Origin of the sequence: Pinisolibacter sp. (assembly GCF_036782435.1) — a bacterium.
Lineage (GTDB): Bacteria > Pseudomonadota > Alphaproteobacteria > Rhizobiales > Ancalomicrobiaceae > CALBKH01.
Genome location: NZ_DAIPZB010000007.1, coordinates 46,814 through 67,013, shown reverse-complemented (window position 1 = coordinate 67,013; position 20,200 = coordinate 46,814). Strand labels below are relative to the sequence as shown.

22 protein-coding genes are annotated in these 20,200 nt (G+C 68.0%); 7 read left to right on the top strand and 15 right to left on the bottom strand.

Annotated features, from left to right (window positions below; genetic code table 11):
* Positions 1–29: 29 nt before the first annotated feature.
* The 4 genes from V7Q42_RS04500 to V7Q42_RS04485 all read left to right on the top strand — a co-directional run bounded on the left by V7Q42_RS04500 (position 30) and on the right by V7Q42_RS04485 (position 3,268).
* Complete coding sequence (locus tag V7Q42_RS04500; protein ID WP_333822719.1) at positions 30–830, top strand: UDP-2,3-diacylglucosamine diphosphatase; 801 nt, start codon at positions 30–32, stop codon at positions 828–830.
* On the top strand, positions 827–1,897 hold the full coding sequence (locus V7Q42_RS04495) for a glycosyltransferase family 4 protein (protein WP_333822717.1): 1,071 nt from the start codon (positions 827–829) through the stop codon (positions 1,895–1,897). The genes V7Q42_RS04500 and V7Q42_RS04495 overlap by 4 nt, the downstream gene beginning before the upstream one ends.
* 172 nt (positions 1,898–2,069) lie before the next feature.
* The gene (locus V7Q42_RS04490; protein ID WP_333822716.1) at positions 2,070–2,588 is read left to right on the top strand and encodes a MarR family winged helix-turn-helix transcriptional regulator; all 519 of its coding nucleotides are present in this window, start codon (positions 2,070–2,072) and stop codon (positions 2,586–2,588) included.
* Complete coding sequence (locus V7Q42_RS04485) at positions 2,585–3,268, top strand: GNAT family N-acetyltransferase (RefSeq protein ID WP_333822715.1); 684 nt, start codon at positions 2,585–2,587, stop codon at positions 3,266–3,268. The genes V7Q42_RS04490 and V7Q42_RS04485 overlap by 4 nt, the downstream gene beginning before the upstream one ends.
* Before the next feature lie 103 nt (positions 3,269–3,371).
* Here V7Q42_RS04485 and ilvC read toward each other — a convergent pair whose 3' ends face one another.
* Positions 3,372–4,391, bottom strand: a complete 1,020-nt coding sequence (gene ilvC, locus V7Q42_RS04480) for a ketol-acid reductoisomerase (protein WP_333822714.1) — start codon at positions 4,389–4,391, stop codon at positions 3,372–3,374.
* A 23-nt stretch (positions 4,392–4,414) separates the two neighbouring features.
* A complete protein-coding gene (locus V7Q42_RS04475) occupies positions 4,415–5,068 on the bottom strand; it encodes a TetR/AcrR family transcriptional regulator (RefSeq protein ID WP_333822713.1) in 654 nt (217 codons plus the stop codon).
* 464 nt (positions 5,069–5,532) lie between these two features.
* Here V7Q42_RS04475 and V7Q42_RS04470 point away from each other — a divergent pair, with 464 nt between their 5' ends.
* Positions 5,533–6,003: a protoglobin domain-containing protein gene (locus tag V7Q42_RS04470; RefSeq protein WP_333822712.1), complete on the top strand. Its 471-nt coding sequence runs from the start codon at positions 5,533–5,535 to the stop codon at positions 6,001–6,003.
* A 101-nt stretch (positions 6,004–6,104) separates the two neighbouring features.
* Here V7Q42_RS04470 and V7Q42_RS04465 read toward each other — a convergent pair whose 3' ends face one another.
* The 4 genes from V7Q42_RS04465 to miaA form a co-directional block, all read right to left on the bottom strand.
* Positions 6,105–6,956 (bottom strand): hypothetical protein, encoded by an 852-nt coding sequence (locus tag V7Q42_RS04465; protein WP_333822711.1) that lies wholly within the window; start codon positions 6,954–6,956, stop codon positions 6,105–6,107.
* Between the two features lie 154 nt (positions 6,957–7,110).
* Positions 7,111–7,647, bottom strand: a complete 537-nt coding sequence (gene ilvN / locus V7Q42_RS04460; RefSeq protein WP_333822709.1) for an acetolactate synthase small subunit — start codon at positions 7,645–7,647, stop codon at positions 7,111–7,113.
* 74 nt (positions 7,648–7,721) lie between these two features.
* Positions 7,722–9,482 (bottom strand): acetolactate synthase 3 large subunit, encoded by a 1,761-nt coding sequence (locus V7Q42_RS04455; protein ID WP_333822708.1) that lies wholly within the window; start codon positions 9,480–9,482, stop codon positions 7,722–7,724.
* 280 nt (positions 9,483–9,762) lie between these two features.
* Positions 9,763–10,716, bottom strand: a complete 954-nt coding sequence (miaA, locus tag V7Q42_RS04450) for a tRNA (adenosine(37)-N6)-dimethylallyltransferase MiaA (protein ID WP_333822707.1) — start codon at positions 10,714–10,716, stop codon at positions 9,763–9,765.
* 69 nt (positions 10,717–10,785) lie between these two features.
* Here miaA and serB point away from each other — a divergent pair, with 69 nt between their 5' ends.
* Positions 10,786–11,676 (top strand): phosphoserine phosphatase SerB, encoded by an 891-nt coding sequence (gene serB / locus V7Q42_RS04445; RefSeq protein ID WP_333822780.1) that lies wholly within the window; start codon positions 10,786–10,788, stop codon positions 11,674–11,676.
* Positions 11,677–11,801: 125 nt separating this feature from the next.
* Here serB and V7Q42_RS04440 read toward each other — a convergent pair whose 3' ends face one another.
* From V7Q42_RS04440 to V7Q42_RS04410, 7 genes are all read right to left on the bottom strand, one after another.
* Positions 11,802–13,304 carry a DegQ family serine endoprotease gene (locus V7Q42_RS04440; protein ID WP_333822706.1) on the bottom strand — a complete coding sequence of 501 codons (1,503 nt, stop codon included), beginning with the start codon at positions 13,302–13,304 and terminating at the stop codon, positions 11,802–11,804.
* A 119-nt stretch (positions 13,305–13,423) separates the two neighbouring features.
* The gene (locus tag V7Q42_RS04435) at positions 13,424–13,627 is read right to left on the bottom strand and encodes a DUF2065 domain-containing protein (protein ID WP_333822705.1); all 204 of its coding nucleotides are present in this window, start codon (positions 13,625–13,627) and stop codon (positions 13,424–13,426) included.
* A gap of 4 nt (positions 13,628–13,631) precedes the next feature.
* A complete protein-coding gene (gene hflC / locus V7Q42_RS04430) occupies positions 13,632–14,522 on the bottom strand; it encodes a protease modulator HflC (RefSeq protein WP_333822704.1) in 891 nt (296 codons plus the stop codon).
* Entirely contained in the window at positions 14,519–15,670 is a 1,152-nt protein-coding gene (gene hflK / locus V7Q42_RS04425; RefSeq protein ID WP_333822703.1) for an FtsH protease activity modulator HflK, read from the bottom strand. Before hflK ends, hflC begins: the two co-directional genes overlap by 4 nt.
* A 181-nt stretch (positions 15,671–15,851) precedes the next feature.
* Positions 15,852–16,376 carry a dihydrofolate reductase gene (locus V7Q42_RS04420; RefSeq protein WP_333822702.1) on the bottom strand — a complete coding sequence of 175 codons (525 nt, stop codon included), beginning with the start codon at positions 16,374–16,376 and terminating at the stop codon, positions 15,852–15,854.
* Positions 16,373–16,855: a GNAT family N-acetyltransferase gene (locus tag V7Q42_RS04415; RefSeq protein WP_333822701.1), complete on the bottom strand. Its 483-nt coding sequence runs from the start codon at positions 16,853–16,855 to the stop codon at positions 16,373–16,375. The genes V7Q42_RS04420 and V7Q42_RS04415 overlap by 4 nt, the downstream gene beginning before the upstream one ends.
* A 10-nt stretch (positions 16,856–16,865) precedes the next feature.
* Entirely contained in the window at positions 16,866–17,660 is a 795-nt protein-coding gene (locus V7Q42_RS04410) for a thymidylate synthase (protein WP_333822700.1), read from the bottom strand.
* 572 nt (positions 17,661–18,232) lie between these two features.
* Here V7Q42_RS04410 and V7Q42_RS04405 point away from each other — a divergent pair.
* On the top strand, positions 18,233–18,613 hold the full coding sequence (locus V7Q42_RS04405) for a VOC family protein (protein ID WP_333822698.1): 381 nt from the start codon (positions 18,233–18,235) through the stop codon (positions 18,611–18,613).
* Positions 18,614–18,632: 19 nt separating this feature from the next.
* Here V7Q42_RS04405 and V7Q42_RS04400 read toward each other — a convergent pair whose 3' ends face one another.
* Both V7Q42_RS04400 and V7Q42_RS04395 read right to left on the bottom strand, forming a co-directional pair.
* Entirely contained in the window at positions 18,633–19,097 is a 465-nt protein-coding gene (locus V7Q42_RS04400; protein WP_333822697.1) for a GNAT family N-acetyltransferase, read from the bottom strand.
* Positions 19,094–20,035 (bottom strand): LysR substrate-binding domain-containing protein, encoded by a 942-nt coding sequence (locus tag V7Q42_RS04395; RefSeq protein ID WP_333822696.1) that lies wholly within the window; start codon positions 20,033–20,035, stop codon positions 19,094–19,096. The genes V7Q42_RS04400 and V7Q42_RS04395 overlap by 4 nt, the downstream gene beginning before the upstream one ends.
* Positions 20,036–20,200: the final 165 nt, after the last annotated feature.

Sequence of the window (20,200 nt, the reverse complement as noted above, 5' to 3'; positions counted from 1 at the left end):
CGATGCGATCGACGATCGGGACGATTCCGATGACGACGAAGACGGAAGCGAAGCACCATCGAGCGATCTTCCTCTCCGACATCCATCTCGGCACGCGAGGATGTCAGGCGGAGTTGTTGATCGACTTCCTCAAGTACCACGAGGCCGAAACGATCTATCTCGTCGGCGACATCGTCGACGGCTGGCGTCTCAAGCGCTCCTGGCACTGGCCGCAGGCCCACAACGACGTCGTCCAGAAGTTGCTGCGCAAGGGCCGCAAGGGCGCCCGCATCATCTACGTGCCCGGCAACCACGACGAATTCCTGCGTGACTATGGCGGCACCCACTTCGGCGTCGTCGAAGTGATCGAGGAAGCGATCCACGAGACCGCCGACGGCCGCCGCCTGCTGGTCCTCCACGGCGACCGCTTCGACGTGGTGGTGCGCAACGCCCGCTGGCTCGCCCATCTCGGCGACTGGGCCTACACCGCCGCGCTCGGCATCAACACCGTCTTCAACCAGGTGCGCCGCCGCCTCGGCTTCCCCTATTGGTCGCTCTCCGCCTGGGCCAAGCTCAAGGTGAAGAACGCCGTCAACTTCATCGGCGAATTCGAGACGGCGCTCGCCGCCGAGGCCCGCCGCCTCGGCACCGACGGCGTCGTCTGCGGCCACATCCACCATGCCGCCATCCGCGACATCGAGGGCATCACCTACATGAACACCGGCGACTGGGTGGAGAGCTGCACGGCCGTGGTCGAACACCACGACGGCCGCTTCGAAGTGATCGTCTGGCAGGCTCGCGTCGACGACGTCGAGCCGGCGGCGAAGAGCGAGGCGCTCGTCGCCGCATGAAGAGACTTCTCGTCGTCACCGACGCCTGGCGCCCCCAGATCAACGGCGTCGTCCGCTCCCTCGAACGGTTGGCGGAAGAGCTCGAGAAACTCGATCTCACCGTCGAGTTCCTCACCCCGCAGCTCTTCCCCACCCTGCCGATGCCGACCTATCCGGAGATCCGTCTCTCGCTGACCCACGGCTGGGAGATCCGCCGGCGGATCGAAAAAGCCGCGCCCGACTACATCCACATCGCCACCGAGGGCCCGCTCGGGATGATGGCGCGGCGCGCCGCACTCGACATCCGCCGTCCCGGCTACACCACCAGCTACCACACCCGCTTCCCCGAATACGTCTCCGCCCGCCTGCCCGTCCCCGAGAGCTGGACCTACGCGGCGCTGCGCCGGTTCCACAACGCCGGCCTCGCCTGCATGGTGGCGACCGAAACGCTGGAACAAGACCTCGCCGCCCGAGGCTTTCGCAACCTCGTGCGCTGGTCGCGCGGCGTCGACACGACCCTCTTCCACCCGCGCGAGGTCCACGTCTACGACCTGCCGCGACCGATCTTCCTCAACGTCGGCCGCGTCGCGGTGGAGAAGAACCTCGAGGCCTTCTTGCGGCTGGATCTGCCCGGCTCCAAGGTCGTCGTCGGCGACGGCCCGCAGCTCGCCGAGCTGAAGCGGAAATATCCGACGGTGCACTTTCTCGGCTCGAAGACCGGCGAGGATCTCGCCGCCGCTTATGCCGATGCCGACGTCTTCGTCTTCCCCTCGCTCACCGACACCTTCGGCAACGTCGTCGTCGAAGCGCTCGCCTCGGGCCTGCCGGTCGCCGCCTTCCCCGTCATGGGCCCGATCGACATCGTCGGCGGCACCAGGGCCGGGGCGCTTTCGAACGACCTGCGCGAGGCCTGCCTCGCCGCGCTGGCGCTCCGCCGCGAAGACGCCATCGACCTCGCCTACCGCTTCGACTGGGCGGTCTCGACCAGACAGTTCCGCGCCAACATCGAAGAAGCCCAGGAACGCCGTCGCGCCATGCAGGCGGCCAACGGCAACGGTCACGCCGCGGAGAACGGCAACGGCGGCTGATGGCGCGGCCCGGTCTCGCCACCGCCTACGCCCCTGTCCGTCCCGCCGCTGCGCGCTTCCCGGCCGTCGTGAGCCGTTCGCGCCGTTGATCGGCGCGCCCGGCCGTCTCGTCTCGACGTCCATTGCATAACAAGTTATATAACGTCTCATCGAAAGCCACGGAGGCCCGCCGATGGAGACGCCCGACGACCGAGGGACGGAAGATCTCGTCCGCAGGTTCGGCCATCTGACGCTCGGCACCCGCCTGAAGCGGATCGGCGAACGCCTGCAGGGGGACGTCACCCGCCTGTCGGAACGCCTCGGGTTGGACATCTCCGCCGCCCATTACCCGCTCCTGGCGGTGCTCGCCCGGTCCGGCCCGACCTCGATCGGCGGCCTCGCCGACGCCGTCGGTGTCCGCCAGCCGGCCATCACTCGTTCCGTCCTGCAACTGACCGCCGCGGGCCTCGTCGAGACCGCCGTCGAGCCGACGGACCAGCGCGTGCGGACCGTGCGGCTCACCGCGGCCGGCCGCGATCTCGTCGCCCGCGCCGAACGGCTCCTCTGGCCGGCGGTCGACGAGGCGGTCCGCCGCCTCTGCGCCACCCTCGACGGGCCGCTCCTCGCCCAACTCGGCGCCCTCGAGGACGCGCTTTCCGCCGAACCGCTCGACCGTCGCGCCGAAGCCCTTCTGCGGAGGGACGAGCCGTGACCCCCGACCCGCTCGACCGGCCGATCTGGGCCGCCCTGTCGACCACGCATCGGCCCCACGCCCTGGGTGACGACCGCGCCCGCCGCTATCACCCCGACATCGGACCGCTCGCCGCAGCGATCGACGATACGGCCGAAAGCCTCGCCGACCTCCGCCGCCTGATCGCCACTCATGGCGGCGTCGGCCTGCTCCAGGCCGGCCCGGCGCCCCTGCCTCCGGGCTGCGTCGAAATCCAACGCGCCGACGCCGTCCAGATGACGGCGACGGACGACACCGGGATCGTCTCGCCGGACGTCTTCGTCCGCCGTCTCGGGCCGGCCGACGTCCCGGAGATGGTGGACCTCGCGACCCTCACCGCCCCCGGCCCCTTCGCCGCCCGCACCGCGACGCTCGGCACCTTCCTCGGCATCCGCATCGACGGCCGTCTCGCCGCGATGGCCGGCGAACGCACGCGCTTCCCCGGCCACACCGAGCTGAGCGGCGTCTGCACCCATCCCGATTTCCGCGGCCGTGGCCTCGCCGCCGCCCTCTGCCGCCACCTCACCGCCGACATCCGCAAGCGCGGCGATCGCCCCTTCCTCCACGCCTTCGCTGCCAACCGGCCGGCGATCGCGCTCTACGAGACCCTCGGCTGGAAGATCCGCCGCGACATGACCTTCGTCCGCCTCGCCCCGGCGTGACGCCGTGCCGCTCGCGTCGACACCACCCCCGAAACGGCGGAAGCCGGGCGCGAGGCCCGGCTTCCGATCTCGTCGGCGAGCCCCGAGGGGCCGCGAAGAACGATCAGTTCTTCGCCTTGTCGACCAGCTTGTTCTTGGAGATCCACGGCATCATGGCGCGGAGTTTCGCGCCGACCTCTTCGATCGGATGCTCGTCGGCGAGACGGCGGGTCGCCTTGAAGCGAGCCATACCGGCGCGATACTCCTGCATCCACTCCGAGGTGAAGCGACCGGTCTGGATGTCGGAGAGAACGCGCTTCATCTCCCACTTGGTCTCTTCGGTGATGATGCGCGGGCCGGTGACGTACTCGCCCCACTCGGCGGTGTTGGAGATCGAGTAGTTCATGTTGGCGATGCCGCCCTCGTAGATGAGGTCGACGATCAGCTTCACTTCGTGCAGGCACTCGAAATAGGCCATCTCGGGGGCATAGCCCGCCTCGACCAGGGTCTCGAAGCCGGTGCGGATCAGCTCGACGAGGCCGCCGCACAGGACGACCTGCTCACCGAACAGGTCGGTCTCGCACTCTTCGCGGAAGTTGGTCTCGATGACGCCCGAGCGGCCGCCGCCGACGCCGCAGGCGTAGGACAGAGCGAGGTCGTGGGCGTTGCCCGAGGCGTCCTGGTGGACGGCGATCAGGCACGGCACGCCGCCGCCCTTCTGGTACTCGCCGCGCACGGTGTGGCCCGGGCCCTTCGGCGCGATCATGACGACGTCGACGGTCTTCTTCGGCTCGATCAGGCCGAAGTGGACGTTGAGGCCGTGAGCGAAGGCGATCGCCGCGCCGTCACGGATCGACGGAGCGATCTCGCCCTTGTAGATGTCGGCCTGCAGCTCGTCCGGGGTGGCCATCATGATCAGATCGGCCCAGCCGGCGGCCTCGGCGACGGTCATCACCTGGAGGCCGTCGGCGACCACCTTGGCGGCGGTGGTGGAACCGGCCTTGAGCGCGATGCGCACGTCCTTGCAGCCCGAATCCTTGAGGTTCAGCGCATGGGCGCGGCCCTGCGAGCCGTAACCGACGATGGCGACCTTCTTGCCCTTGATCAGATTGATGTCGGCATCGGAGTCGTAATAGACGCGCATGTGGGTGTCCTTCCCTGGTGTGATCACGAGCCGGCCGCGCCGGTCGAGCGGTGTGCGCCGTGGAGCGCGAGGAACTGCCGGGTCGCCCGCGCCGCATCGGCGCGGATGGTGTCCGGCTCGAGGTCCATCCGATCGCCGAGCAGCAACCGGATCTGGATGTCGCGGGCGACGAGCCCGAAGAAGGTGCGGAAGGCCTCTTCCGTGTCGTCGAAGACGAGGAGCCCGGCGGCCCGCCCGGCATCGAGCACCGGCCTCAACCGGCGGCCCATGGCGAAACGGCCGTTCTCCAGCACGATCGCGCCGAGGTTCGCCTCCTTGCCCGCCGCCCGGCCGATCGCCAGCCGATTGAGCGCGATCGAGGTCTGCGACGAGATGACGGTGAGCCAGTTGCCGGCGAATTCCTCGAGCCGCGCCGTCAGCGTCGCCGCATCGAGCCCGGCCCGGTCGATCGGCGCGACGCGCACCCGCGACGCCTGCCAGCGCACCGTCGCCGCGATCAACCCGTCGCGGTCGCCGAACCACTTGTAGAGCGTCTCCTTCGAGCACGACGCCCGCCGCGCCACCGCGGTCATGGTGAGCCCGTCGCCCCTCTCGACGATCAGACGCAGCACCGCGTCGAGAACGCCGGCCTGGCGCTCGGTCAACACGGTCTCGTCGATCGGAGAAATCTGCTGCATCGGCCTCGTCACCCTGTACCGTACCGTACGGTACGCACGCGGTGTCTTCCCTAGCGCTCCTCGGTTCGGTGGTCAAGCCGATTTCACGGCATCGGTCCCACCGCTCCCACCACCCGGGAGAGACAGCCTCGGAACCCGACTTCGCCTCGAGGCCTCGCCCGCGTGACCTGATATCGGGCTCACGACATTCGGTGGGTCCGGACCTCTTGAGCGCTACGGCTCGACCGGCCGACGACTGTTCGCGCTCGCCATCGCCGACGGTGTTTCGAACAGGTTCGAACCTCTCCGACGCGGCAGGGCTCCCGGCAAGCACTACTCATACGGGATTCGCGTCATGGCAACTGTTTTCACTGAAGATACTTGCATAAATCCCTGTTCCACCGAATACTGATGGATAGAAAATTGCTCGGATGCACTCTGGAAACATGACTTCAAATCAAATGCAATCTTTGATCGGAGCTGAAATGAAAGCTGAAATCATGGAAATGACCGACTGTATCGGTCTGAAAGAAGCCGACACGGCTGTAGCGAGGAAATATGGCAAACTCATCGGGGACGCTCTACCGCGTGTGATCGACGACTTTTACGGACATCTCTTTTCGATCGGCTACGAAAAATTCTTTCGCGACGTGAACATCGATCGCCTCAAAGCGCATCAATTGGATCATTGGCGGCGCCTCTTCGAAGTCGAAATCGATAAAGTGCATACCACACACATGACGAGGATCGGCGTGGTCCACCGCGACCGCGACGTGACGCCCAAGGTCTACATGCAGTCCTATGGTTGGTTCACCAGCCGGCTCGTCGACGAGATCACTCGCTTGCCCGGTGTCGACCCGACCGAGCGCGCCCCTCTCGCCGCCGCGGTGCTGAAACTGATCTTCCTCGACATGACCATGGCGCTCGCGAGCTACGACGCGGCACTGATCGACTGAACCGGCGAGCCACCCGAGGCGAGCCGGGACGCGAGCCGGCGCCCCCGACTTGCGAAGTGACCTCCCGCCACCGAGCGGTGTGCCCGACGGCGCCCGTCCGTTCACCCCTCGCCCGGCAACCGCCACGCGACGCCATCCTCGCCATAGACCGCCGCCAGCGCCCGCGTGATCTCGATCGCCTCCGCCTCCAGACCGGGGATCACCGTGCGATCGACGATCGTCGGCCCGTCGTCGTGGTCGACGTCGAGCGCCGCGATCACCCGATCCTCGAAGGCACGGATACGCTCTCGCAGGTCCTCGGTGAGATCGAGCCGCCACGGATCGAGGTTGCGTCCGTCGTCGGCGTCCCACAGCGGCCAACAACCGACCTCGGGCGCCAGGATCACGTTGACCGGTTGGCGATAAGGCCCCTCCTCCTCGAGTTCGGGGGCGACGATCATCGAGGCGCCGAACTCCGGCGTCGCCCGCATCGCCCGGATCGCCAGGCCCTGCCACACCAGCGCGGCGACCGCCACGAGACCGATGACCACCTCGACAGTCGGCAGCTCCCCGAAGCGCACCACATCGAACCGCTCGGCCGCGATCACCGACCCCGTACCGACGAGCCAGACGCCGAAGGCGTTGGTGACCCGGAGCCGGCCGATCCGATCTTCGTCGTCCTCCGGCGGGAAGTGCCGGGCGGCATAGGCGAGCCAGACCGCCTGCACCAAGGCATTGGCGAGAAGTGCGGCCGGCGCGAAGCGGTCGAGGAGAGCGAGGAAGAGACCGGCGAGGGCGGTCAGGACGGCCCCCCCGCCGAGCAGCCCGGCTCGCACCAGATCGCGCGTCGCCACCCCGCCGCCGAGTGCCGCGAGCGCCGTGTCGAGCACCCGCGCCCGTGAGAGAGTCCACAAGGTGACGAGCCCGCCCGCGAACCAGAAGGCGCCCAGCGCCCGTATCGCCCACTCCCACATCACCCGCGAGCCCCTCCCTCCATCCGATCGGCGGCGAAGATAGCGGAGGCGTCGGCAGCGGCGAAGTTACGAAGCCCGTCATGGCCCGAAAAGAAGACGGGGTAGAGGAGCCCCGCTCCCCTCCCCCGCTTCGATCGCTTCCGAGCCGTCGAGCTCAGCTCGCTTCCGGCCCGCGCGAGATCGCGGCGACGCCGGTGCGGGAGTATTCGACGAGACCCAGCGGCCCCATCAGGCCGACGAACTCGTCGATCTTGTCGGACTTGCCGGTGATCTCGAAGACGAAGCTCTCGGTGGTGGCGTCGACGACGCGGGCGCGGAAGGCGTCGCCGAGGCGCAGCGCCTCGACGCGGGCCTCGCCCTTGCCCTTCACCTTGATCAGCGCCAACTCGCGCGCCAGCACCTTGCCGGAGACCGTCAGGTCGACGACGCGGTGGACCGGCACCAGCCGGTCGAGCTGGTTCTTGATCTGCTCGATCACCATCGGCGTGCCGGTGGTGACGATGGTGATGCGGGATAGGTGCTTCTCGTGCTCGGTCTCCGACACGGTCAGCGACTCGATGTTGTAGCCGCGGCCGGAGAACAGGCCGACGACGCGGGCGAGAACGCCCGGCTCGTTGTCGACGACGACCGAAAGCGTGTGGGTTTCGGGGCTCTGGAAGATGTGGGCCGAAGGATAGTGCGTGGTGTTCATGACGATGTCTCGGTGCTCTCGAAGTGACGTTCGCAGATCGGGTCGAAGGGCGCGGGCTCTCGCCCGCGCGCGCCTCACACCAGCATCTTGCCCTTCTCGTCGATGACGTCGCCGATGTTCTCGACCGCCTCACCGAAGAGCATCTCGTTGTGCGCCTTGCCCGACGGGATCATCGGGAAGCAGTTCTCCGCCGGATCGACGACGCAGTCGAAGATCACCGGCTTCTTCACCGCGATCATCTCGGCGATCGCCGCATCGAGTTCCGACGGCTTCTCGCAGCGGATGCCGACGCCGCCCATCGCTTCGGCGAGCTTGACGAAGTCGGGCAGCGCCTCCGAGTAGCTCTCCGAATAGCGCCCGCCGTGCAGCAGTTCCTGCCACTGCCGGACCATGCCCATGTAGTGGTTGTTCAGGATGAAGATCTTGATCGGCAGACGGTACTGCACCGCCGTCGAGATCTCCTGCATGGTCATCATGACGGAGGCCTCGCCGGCGATGTCGATGACGAGGCTGTTCGGATGGGCCATCTGCACGCCGACCGCCGCCGGAATGCCGTAGCCCATGGTGCCGAGGCCGCCGGAGGTCATCCAACGGTTCGGCTCGTCGAACTTCAGGAATTGCGCCGCCCACATCTGGTGCTGGCCGACCTCGGTCGTGAAGTAGACGTCCTTGCCCTTGACCGCCTCCCGCAGCCGCTGGATGGCGTACTGCGGCTTGATGATCTCGTCGGACGCGCGATAGGCGAGGCACTTGCGGCCGCGCCACACCGCGATCTTGTCCCACCACTTCTGCAGCGCCGCCTTGTCGATGGTCGGCTGGGTCTGCTTCCACACCCGGATCATGTCCTCGAGGACATGACCGACGTCGCCGACGATCGGCACGTCGACCTTGATGATCTTGTTGATCGACGACGGGTCGATATCGATGTGGATCTTCTTGGCGTGCGGCGCGAAGGCGTCGAGGCGACCGGTGATGCGGTCGTCGAAGCGGGCGCCGACGCAGACGATCAGATCCGACTCGTGCATCGCCATGTTGGCTTCGAGCGTCCCGTGCATGCCCAGCATGCCGAGGAACTGCTCGTCGTTGCCCGGATAGGCGCCGAGACCCATCAGCGTCGAGGTGATCGGGAAGCCGGTGGTCTTCACCAGTTCACGCAGCAGCTGGCTGGCGTGCGGCCCCGAGTTGATGACGCCGCCGCCGGTGTAGAAGATCGGCCGATGCGCCTTGCCGATCATCTGAACGGCGTGACGGATCGCATCCATGTCGCCCTTGACCTTCGGACGATAGGTCTTGTGCTGGATGTTCTTCGGGCCGTGATAGGTGCCGGTGGCGAACTGGACGTCCTTCGGAATGTCGATGACGACCGGACCGGGACGGCCCGACTTCGCCACGTGGAAGGCCTCGTGGAGGATGCGCGGCAGGTCCTCGATGCGCTTGACCAGCCAGTTGTGCTTGGTGCACGGCCGGGTGATGCCGACGGTGTCGCACTCCTGGAAGGCGTCGTTGCCGATGAGGTGGGTCGGCACCTGGCCGGTGATGCAGACCAGCGGGATGGAGTCGAGCAACGCGTCGGTCAGGCCGGTGACCGCGTTGGTGGCGCCCGGACCGGAGGTGACGAGGACGGCGCCGACCTTGCCGGTCGAGCGCGCATAGCCTTCCGCCGCGTGGACCGCGCCCTGCTCGTGGCGGACGAGGACGTGGCGAATCTTCTCCTGCTTGAAGATCTCGTCGTAGATCGGCAGCACCGATCCGCCCGGATAGCCGAAGAGCACCTCGACGCCCTGATCCTGCAGGGCTGCGATCACCATTTCCGCTCCGGTCATCTGCCGTGACATGGGTCTTCTCCGGTCCTTTCGCGTCGCTCGTCGACGGGTGTGGCTGAGGTGTGGGACGTTCCGGGTAATAAAAAAGGCCCCTGAGGGGGGCCTGGTTTTCCGCGCGCTCGCTCGTTTCGCCGAGGTCCTCAGACCCCGTCGGCGGCGCGCGGCAGAACTACGAGAATGATCTTACGCGACATGGCGGCGCGAAGTCCTCTTACTTTCGGTCGCGCGGACCGTAGACGGGAGCGAGGGCGAGGTCAAGTGGGGGAAAGGGCGCACTTGGAGCACATTCGCCTCACCTCACCCGCTCGGAGGCCGTCGATCCCGCGACCGCCGCCACCGCCGCCTCCACCGTCTCCGCCCGCACCCAATCGCTCATCCGGCCACGGAACCACGTCGACTGGCGCTTGGCGTATTGCCGGGTCTCGACGATGCCGCGTTCGATGCCGGTGGCGAGCGAGATCCGCCCCGCCGCGACGTCGGCGAGAGCCGTCACCCCGATCGCCCGCATCGCCGGCATCTCGGGACGAAGCCCGCGCGCCACGAAGCGCGCCGCCTCGTCGACCGCCCCCGCCTCGACCATCGCGGCGAACCGCGTCGCGATGCGCCGATGCAGTTCCGCCCGCTCCGGTTCGAGCACGATGCGGACCGCGTCTTCCGGCCGCACCAGCGGTGGCGAGTTCGGCGCCGCCTGCCAGTCGGCGAGCGAGCGCCCGGTCGCCTCGATCACCTCGAGCGCCCGGGTCAGCCGCTGCGTGTCGGTGGGACGCAACCGCTCCGCCATGACCGGATCGCGCCGCGCCAGCGCCGCATGGAGCCCAGCCGCGCCGATCCGCTCGGCCTTCGCCCGCCAGTGCGCCCTGACCTCCGCCGGGATCTCCGGCACCGCCGCGAGCCCCTTGGTCAGCGCCTCGAAATAGAGCCCGGTGCCACCGACGAAGATCGGCAGCCGTCCTGCGGCGCGGATCTCGGCGAGGACGATCTCCACCTCGGCGAGCCAATCGGCGACCGAATAGGCTCGCGCCGGATCGACGTGTCCGTAGAGCCGATGCGGCGCGAGCGCTTCCTCCGCCGGGCTCGGCCGGGCGGTGAGAATACGGAGCCCATCGTAGATCTGCATCGAGTCGGTGTTCACCACCACGCCGTCGCGCGCCGCGGCCAGCGCCAGCGCCGCGGCCGACTTGCCGCTCGCCGTCGGTCCTGCGATAAGCACCGCGCCCGCGGAAGTGTGCCCGTCACCTTTCGTCATGCGGCCGTCGTCCGTATCCCCGTCGCGCCGGGCTTCCCCCCGTGCCGGCCCATGAGCTTGTTCTCGATCATGACCCATGTTGCAACCCTGATCTCCGCGCCGGCCTCGCCGGCGGTGACCGCCGCCGTGATCGACGCCGCGGCCCTCCGCCTCGGCGCCACCGGCACGGCCACGCTCGCCCAGGGGATCGCGACCGACATCTTCGTGACGATCGAACCGGGCACCGAGAAGCAGGTCGCCGAGGATCTGCGCGCGCGACTTTCCGCGCCGATCGACGTGGTGGTGCAGAAGCTCGCCGGCCGCGCCAAGGGCCTGCTGATCGCCGACATGGACTCCACCATGATCGGCCAGGAGTGCATCGACGAACTCGCGGCCGAGGTCGGCCTCAAGGACCACATCGCCGCCATCACCGAGCGCGCCATGCAGGGCGAGATCGCCTTCGAGCCGGCGTTGCGCGAACGCGTCGCCCTCCTCGCCGGCCTCGACTCGAACGTCGTCGACCGCGTCATCGCCGAACGCATCCGCCTCACCCCCGGCGCCGTCGAACTGGTCCGCACCATGCGGGCGAACGGCGCCTGGACCGCCCTCGTCTCCGGCGGCTTCACCGTCTTCACCGGCCCGGTGTCGCGCATGATCGGCTTCCACGAGCACCGCTCGAACCTCTTGATCGAAGAGGCCGGCAAGCTCACCGGCACCGTCGCCGAACCGATCCTCGGCCAGGATGCCAAGCGCGCTTCGCTCCTCGAACTGGCGGCGTCGAAGAAGGTGCCGATGGCGCTGACGCTGGCCGTCGGCGACGGCGCCAACGACCTCGCCATGCTCCGCGAAGCCGGCCTCGGCGTCGCCTATCACGCCAAGCCCCGGGTCGCGACGGAAGCCCACGCCCGCATCGACCACGCCGACCTGACGGCGCTGCTCTACATGCAGGGCTATCGCAAGGCGGAGTTCGTCCACGAGTGAGATCGACGCTCACGTAGGGCGGAACAGGCGAAGCCGTATTCCGCCCTACGTCTCACCATTCCCCATACGACAACGGCGCCGGATCGCTCCGGCGCCGTTCGTATGTCTCACCGGTCGCGGCGATCTCACTCCACCGACAGCGTCACGAAGCGCATTTCGCCTTCGGCGCTGGAGAGCAGCAGCAGCGCCCGCTTGCGGCCGTCCTTCTTGGCGGCCTCGAAGCGCTTGGTGACGTCCTCGACGCTCTTCACCTCTTCCTGGCCGACCTCGAGCACGACGTCGCCGGCGGCGATCCGCTTCTCGGCGGCGGCGGAGTCGGCGTCGACGTCGGTCACCACCAGACCCTTGGAAACACTGTCCTTGATCTTGAACTTGGCGCGCAGCGTCGCGTCGATCGGCGCCAGCGTCAGGCCCGCGACCTTCTGCGTCACCGCCGCCTTGGTGGCGTCGCTCTTGCCCGGCTTCTCGTTGGCGGCGAGCTTCTCGCCCTCCTCCAGCCGGCCGAGCTGGACGTCGATGGCGACCTCCTTGCCCTTGCGCAGCACCACCACCTGGACCTTCTTGGAGATCGGCGTGTCGGCGACCATGCGCGGCAGTTCGCGGACGTTCGGGACCTCCTGACCGTCGAACCTGACGATCACGTCGCCCGCCTGGATACCCGACTTGTCGGCCGGGCCCTTGTCGGTGACGCCGGCGACCAGCGCGCCCTTCGGCTCCTTCAGCCCCAGGCCCTCGGCGATGTCGTCGGTGACGCCCTGGATGCGCACGCCGAGCCAGCCACGCCGGGTCTCGCCGAACTCCTTGAGCTGGGCGACGACCGCCGAAGCGGTCTTCGAGGGCACGGCGAAGCCGATGCCGATCGAGCCGCCGGTCGGCGAGACGATGGCGGTGTTGATGCCGATCACGTCGCCGTACATGTCGAACAGCGGACCGCCGGAATTGCCCTTGTTGATGGCCGCGTCGGTCTGGATGAAGTTGTCGTAGGGACCGGCGTGGATGTCACGGTTGCGCGCCGACACGATGCCGACCGTCACCGAGCCGCCGAAGCCGAACGGATTGCCGATCGCCATCACCCAGTCGCCGACCCGCGCCTTGTCGCTGTCGCCGAATTTCACCGCCTTGAGCGGCTTCGTCGGTTCGACCTTGAGGAGCGCGATGTCGGTTTTCTTGTCGGTGCCGATCAGCTTCGCCTTGAGCTTGGTGCCGTCCGGAAAATTGGCGGTGATCTCGTCGGCGCCGTCGATGACGTGATTGTTGGTGACGATGTAGCCGTCCGCCCCGATGACGAAGCCGGAACCGAGCGACTGGATCTTGCGCGGCGCGCCGCCGTTCTTGCCCTGGTTCTTGAAGAACTCGTCGAAGAAGTCCTGGAACGGCGAGCCTTCCGGCGCCTTCGGGATCGGGATGTTGCGCTCCGCCGCCACCGTCTGCGACGTCGAGATGTTGACCACCGAGTCGAGCAGGCTCTCGGCGAGATCGGCGACCGACGCGGGACCCGCGGCGGTCGGCGGACCGGCCAGCACCGGAACCGTCGTGACCGGCGAACCGGCGAGCCCGGCCGCCAGCACCGCGGCGACCGCGAGGCGAGAGAGGGTCCGCGACGAACCGATCTTCGAGAGCGTCTTCATCGAGAGTGGTGTCCTTTCGAGGGAAATGGTCCGCGCGCGGGGAGCCCCGCACGCCGTTCATCTTCGGTCGGATTCGGGCGGAAACGCGGCTTCACGGGTTATATCGCCGTAATGTGACCTCACCCGCGCACCGCCCACACCAGCGCCACGCCGGCGACCAGAGCGGCGAGGCCGCTCCATCGCAGCACGCCGTCGGGGATCTCGCCGACCCTCGACAGCATGTCCTTCATGAAGCCGGGCGCGGCGGCGTAGATCGCGCCCTCCAGCGCCAGCACGAGGCCGAGCGCCACCGCGAGGTCGGAGAACCCCGATCCGGCTTCCATCGCCTCACTTCTCCGCCGCAGCCTTCGCACCCGACGGATCGGCGAGGAAGCGGAAGAACTCCGAGGTCCGGGGCGACATCAGCAGTCGCGTGTCACCCGGCTTCATCGCCGTCTCGTAGGCCTGCATCGAGCGGTAGAAGGCGAAGAACTCGGGATCCTTGCCGAAGGATTCGGCGAAGACCTTGATCCGTTCCGCGTCACCCGCACCGCGCACGCGCTCGGCGTCACGGCTGGCCTCGGCGAGCAGGACCTCCTTCTCCGCATCGGCCTTCGCCTTGATGCGCTGGCTCTCTTCCGAGCCCTTGGCGCGCAGCTCGGTCGCCTCGCGCTGACGCTCGGTCTGCATGCGCTGGAACACCGCTTCGGAGTTCTTCTGCGGCAGATCGGCCCGGCGGATCTTCACGTCGACGATGTCGACGCCGATGCCCTTGGCTTCCGCGTCGACCTGCGACCGGATCTTCTCCATCAGACCGGCACGGTCGTCGCGCACCACCGAGAAGAAGGTCGCGTCGGCGAGCACGGCGCGCACCGCCGAGAACAGGAAGGTGTTGAGACGCTGATTGCCGCCCTGGACGTTGCGCACACCCTGGTAGAACTGCACCGGATCGGTGATGCGATAGCGGGCGAAGGCGTCGACCACCAGACGCTTCTTGTCCGAGGCGATCAGTTCCTGCGGCTCGAGATCGATGTCGAGGATGCGCTTGTCGAGATACTCGACGTTCTGGATGAACGGCACCTTGAAGTAGATGCCCGGCTCCACCACCGCCCGCTTCACCTGACCGAACTGCAGGACGAGCGCCTGATTGGTCGGCGAGACGATGTAGGCGGCGCCGGAGGCGACGACGAGGACGGCGGCGACGAGCACGCCGACGAAACCGAGAATGCCGGTCTTCATGGCGTGGCTCCACTCTTGGTCCGGGGACTACGGGTCAACTGATCGAGCGGCAGGTAGGGCTGGATGCCGCCCTCGCCCCGACCCTGATCGACCAGCACCTTGTCGACGCCGCCGAGCACGCGCTCCATCGTCTCGAGGTAGAGACGCTCGCGGGTGACCTCGGGGGCGTGCTTGTATTCTTCCAGCACCTTGGCGAAGCGATCGGCCTGACCGCGCGCCTCCTCCACCGTGCGCTGGCGATAGGCCTGCGCCTGGGCGGTGATCGCCGCCGCCTGACCACGCGCTTCCGGCACGATGCGGTTGGCGTAGGTCTGGGCTTCGTTCTGCAGACGCTCGGCGTCGATGCGCGCCGCCTGGACGTCGCGGAAGGCGTCGATGACCTGGGTCGGCGGGTTGACCCGGTACATGTTGACGAGGCGCACCTCGACCCCCGACTTGTAGTCGTCGAGCGTCTTCTGCATCAGCACGCGCACGTCGTTCTCGATGCGGCGCTGGTTCTCGGTGAGGATCATCTCGATCGAGTTCTTGCCGATGATCTCGCGCATGGCGCTCTCGGCCACCGCCTTCACCGTCGCTTCCGGATACTGGATGTTGAACAGGAAGGCGGCCGCGTCCTTGACGTTCCACTGCACCTTGAACGACACGTCGACCATGTTCTCGTCGCCGGTCAGCATCAGGCTCTCGTCGGGGATGTCGCGCCCCGGAACGCCGCGCGCCGTGTCGAAGTCGCGCTGGCCGACCGAGATTTCGCGCACCGCCAGGACCTTGGGCGTGTAGACCTGACCGAGCGGATAGGGAACGTTGTAGTTGAGGCCCGGGGTGGTCTGCGACGTCACCCGTCCGAGCACCAACTCGACGCCGAGTTCATCGGGCTCGACCCGATAGAAGCCGGTGAGGAGCCACAGCGCCACGGCGCCGACCGCCACCAGCGCCAACCCCTTGCCGCCGAGCCCGGCGATACCGCCACCGCCGCCCGAACCGCCGCCACCGGGCAACCAGTCCTTCAGCTTCTCCTGGCTGCGGCGCAGCAGTTCCTCGAGATCCGGCGGCTGATTGCCACCACCGGAGGGGCCGCGCGGCGGCTGACCCCAAGGGCCGCCACCGCCGCCCTTCCATCCGCCACCGCCGTTCTGGTTGCTCCAGGGCATGTCGTATCCTTGTCCTGATCAGGTCCGACACCTCGCGCGACGCGCGGACGACACCTCGCCCTCCCCGTCACGCCTCCCGGCGTCGAAGCACACCAGATGTATAGGTATCCACCGGAGGGGTTTCAACGGAAGGCGGACCGGTTTCGCCGCGAGGTCGTCGAGTTCGGTGAACGGAACCGCCTCACCGCCGCTTCAACGTGACGAAGTCGAAGTCCGCCTCGTCCTTTTCCGTCCGTTCGCCGGGAACCCGCGCCACCTCGACCCATTCCGACGTGGCGAGTTCGGGGAAGAGCACGGCGCCCGCCGGATCCGGGGCGAGCTTCACCTCGGTCAGTTCGACCCGATCGGTGAAGCGCAGCGCCTGGGCGTAGACGTCGCCGCCGCCGACGAGCGCGATCCCCGCCGCACCCATCTCGCGTACGATCCGAGCGCCCTGCGCCAGCGCCGCCTCGAGCGACGCCGCGACGACCACACCGTCGACCGAGAACCCCCCGTCGCGCGTCACCACGATGTTGGCGCGGCCGGGGAGCGGCTTGCCGATCGAGGCGAAGGTCCGCCGACCCATGACGATCGGGCAGCCCATGGTCAGCCGCTTGAAGTGTTTCAGATCCGAAGAGATCCGCCACGGCAACTGGTTGTCGCGGCCGATCACCCGGTTCGTCGCCGCCGCCACCACCGCGAAGACCTCGACCCCGTCGAAACTCATCGCCCCCCTCCGAGCTTTTCCAGCGCCGCGCCGGTGAGCCCCATCGCCCGCCATTCGTCGCGCATCACCGCGCCGAGCGAGCGGTAGAAGGCGATCGCCGGCGCGTTCCAGTCGAGCACCGCCCAATGCAGCCGTCCGAGCCCCTCGTCGCGACAGCGCCTCGCCAGATGGACGACGAGCGCCTTGCCGACGCCGTGGCCGCGCGCCTCCGGCAGGACGAAGAGATCCTCGATGTAGATCCCCGCCGCGCCCTGGAAGGTCGAGTAGGAGTGGAACCACAACGCGAAGCCGACCGCCACGCCATCGACCTCGGCGAGGTCGCAGAAGACGCGCGGCGCCGGCCCGAACAGCGCCCGATCGAGTGCCGCCTCGGTCGCCGCTACCGCATGGGAGAGGTCCTCGTAGGCCGCCAATGCCTTGACGAAGGAGAGAACGAGCCCCGCCTCGCCGGGGCGCGCCGAACGGATCGCGACCGTCATCGCCCGCTCCTCAGACCGCCACCGGCGCCTTGATGTGCGGGTGCGGGTCGTAGTCGACCAGCTCGAAATGCTCGTAGCGGAAGTCGAAGATCGAGGTCACGGACGGATCGATCCGCATCCGCGGAAGCCGCCGCGGCTCACGCGACAGCTGCAACTCGGTCTGCTCCATGTGGTTCAGATAGAGATGCGCGTCGCCGAAGGAATGGACGAAGTCGCCCGGTTCGAGCCCCGTCGCCTGCGCCATCATCATCGTGAGGAGCGCATAGGAGGCGATGTTGAACGGCACCCCGAGGAAGACGTCGGCCGAGCGCTGGTAGAGCTGGCAGGAGAGCCGTCCTTCGGCGACGTAGAACTGGAACAACAGGTGACAGGGCGGCAGCTTCATGCGCGGAATGTCGGCCGGGTTCCAGGCCGAGACGATGAGACGCCGGCTGTCGGGATTGCGCTTGATCTCGGCCTCGACCCAGGCGATCTGGTCGATCGTCTCGCCGTTCGCCGCCGGCCACGAGCGCCACTGGTGGCCGTAGACCGGGCCGAGGTCGCCGTTTTCGTCGGCCCACTCGTCCCAGATCGAAACGCCGTTGTCCTTCAGATACTTGATATTGGTATCGCCACGCAGGAACCACAACAGCTCGACGATGATCGAGCGCAGGTGCAGCTTCTTGGTGGTCATGGCCGGGAAGCCCTGCGCGAGGTCGAAACGCATCTGATGGCCGAAGACCGAGCGCGTGCCGGTACCGGTGCGGTCGGTCTTGGTGACGCCCTCGTCGCGGATGCGGCGCATCAGATCGAGATATTGCTGCATGGAACGACCTCTGGCGCGAATCGCCCGACGAATGAACAGTGAGCGTCGGACGGACCGACAGGCGACGCAACGATCCCTGGTTCGCCCGATCGCGACGCGCGCCTTCTTGTGGCGCCCGAGCCCCCCGCCCCTTCTCCCCTTGCGGGAGAAGGTGGCCCGAAGGGCCGGCTGAGGGGACGCCGCGGAGCGGCGACCGGGGGGAACCACCTATGCCGAAGTCGGAGGCGAGGTCCAGCCCCCTCATCCGCCCTTGGGGCACCTTCTCCCGCGGGGGGGAGAAGGCGATCCCGATCGACGGCCCATCGTCCCACACGACCATGTTCGCGAGATACCGCCGCACGACACCTCGCGCCCCTCTCGCGCCACGATGACGTCCTAGTGGAACGAATTCGACATTCGAATTCCGCTGCCGCACGGGTCGCGTTCGAATGTCGAATTCGAAAGTTCCACTAGAAACATAAGCTTGCTAGTGGTCCTCATGACTCCGACATTCGCACGACGAGGCTTCCACAGGGGATGCGAATGTCGGAGTCGGACCACTAGCGCTCGCCGACGGAAAAGAGGAGCCCCCGATGCGTCTCGCTCACGTCGCCCTGTGGACCACCGATCTCGATGCCGCCGCCCGCTTCTGGGCCGAGCATTTCGCCGCCGAGATCGGCGAGACCTACGTCTCGAAGAACCGCCCCGGCTTCTGTTCGCGCTTCGCCCACCTGCCCGACGGCACGGCGCTCGAACTGATGTCCGGCCCCTGGCTCGAAGGCGACGCGAGCGGCGAGCGCCCCGGCTGGGCCCACTTGGCGATCTCGCTCGGCTCGGCCGCGGCGGTCGACGCCGCCGCCCGCCGTTTCGCCGACCAGGGCCTCCTCGTCTCCGGCCCGCGGCACACCGGCGACGGCTTCTACGAGGCGGTCGTCCGCGGCCCCGACGGCGCGCTGATCGAGATCACTTCTTGAGACCTTCGCGCCTGCCGGATCATCCGGCCACGACCACCTTGCTCATGTGGACGACCACCCCGCCGCGAAACGCCTCCTCGCGATCCACCGAATACCCCGCCGCCGCGTAGAACCGCAGGTTCTCGCCGAAGCGCGCATTGGTGTAGAGGGCCAGCCGCGTCCGCCCGAGATCGCGGGTCACCGCTTCCGCCCGGGCGAGCATCCGCCGGCCCAGCCCTCGGCCGGCGCGATCCGGATCGATCGCCAGGTTCTCGAGCAGCACCCGCCCGTCCTCGACGACGAGATGGGCCACGCCGACGATCGTCCCGTCGATCTCCATCACCTCGACCCGGTCGTCGCGGATCGCCGCCGCCTGATCGAAACCCATCGGCAGCGGCTCACGGCCGATCGCCGGCACCCACTTCGCATAGGCCCGCCGCGTCAGGTCCCGCACCGCCTCGGCATCCGCGGCGATCGCCGGCCGGATCGTGACGCCGTCGCTCACTCCGCCGCCTCGCGGTCGGCCCAGGTCGCCTCGCTCTGGAAGCTCTGGACGATGTGGCCGGAGAGCGCCTCCATCGCCGCCCCGGTCGCCCGCGCCGCGGCCAGGAGCTGGATCTCGTAGTGGCCGATCGCCGGCAGCAGCCGCTCGTCGATCGGCACCAGCTCGCCCGAGATGACGCTCTTCGGCAGCGGCGCCACCGCGAGGTCGGCGAGCACCGCGGCGATCTGGCCGACGTAGTGCTGGCTCGAATAGGCGACGCGGTAGGGAATGCCCTCCTTGTCGAGCCGGGTCAGCGCGAGCGAACGCCACGAACAGGTGGTGCCGGAGACGGCGAGCGGCAGCGGCCGCTTCAGATGGGCCTCGCCGTAGCGCGCCCCCGCCCACACCAGCCGCTCGCGATGGACGATGGTCCCGGTGCCGGGAATGCCGCAACCGAGCCCGACGCTGACCAGCGCCAGGTCCACCTCGCCTTCGTCGAGCAGGCGCACCAGAGCGCGGCTCGGCTGACAGACGACGTCGACCTGGACGTGCGGATGGCTCGCCGCGAAACGCGCCAGAATGGTCGGCAGAAACTTGGTGGCGTAGTCGTCGGGCGTGCCGAGACGGACGACGCCGCGCGTGTCGGCGCAGCGGAAACGGGCGAGCGCCTCGTCGTTGAGCTGCATCATCCGCCGCGCGTAACCGACGAGATCGTCGCCCGCCGGGGTCAACACCACGCCGCGCCCGTCCTTGGCGAAGATCGGCCGCCCGACGATCTCCTCGAGCCGCTTCATCTGCATCGACACCGCCGAAGGCGTGCGGAACACCGCCTGCGCAGCACGGCTGAACGACCCGGTCTGCTGCACGGCGAGGAGCGTGCGCAGAAGATCGATCTCCAGCACCGCGCTGCCGCCGGAGAAGGGCGACCCGCAGTCGTCGCCGTCGCACACATCGCTCATGGAGGCCACTCCGAGGCACGGCCATATGATCAGCCGCATTGAAGAGCATCTTTAGTTCTTTTCGTTTGATTGATCAATCGAAGGTCCGCATCCTCCACCCTCGAAGACGCCCTCTTCGCTTCACGAACCGATCGAAATCGCGTGATCGCGCCCCTCGTCCCCGGC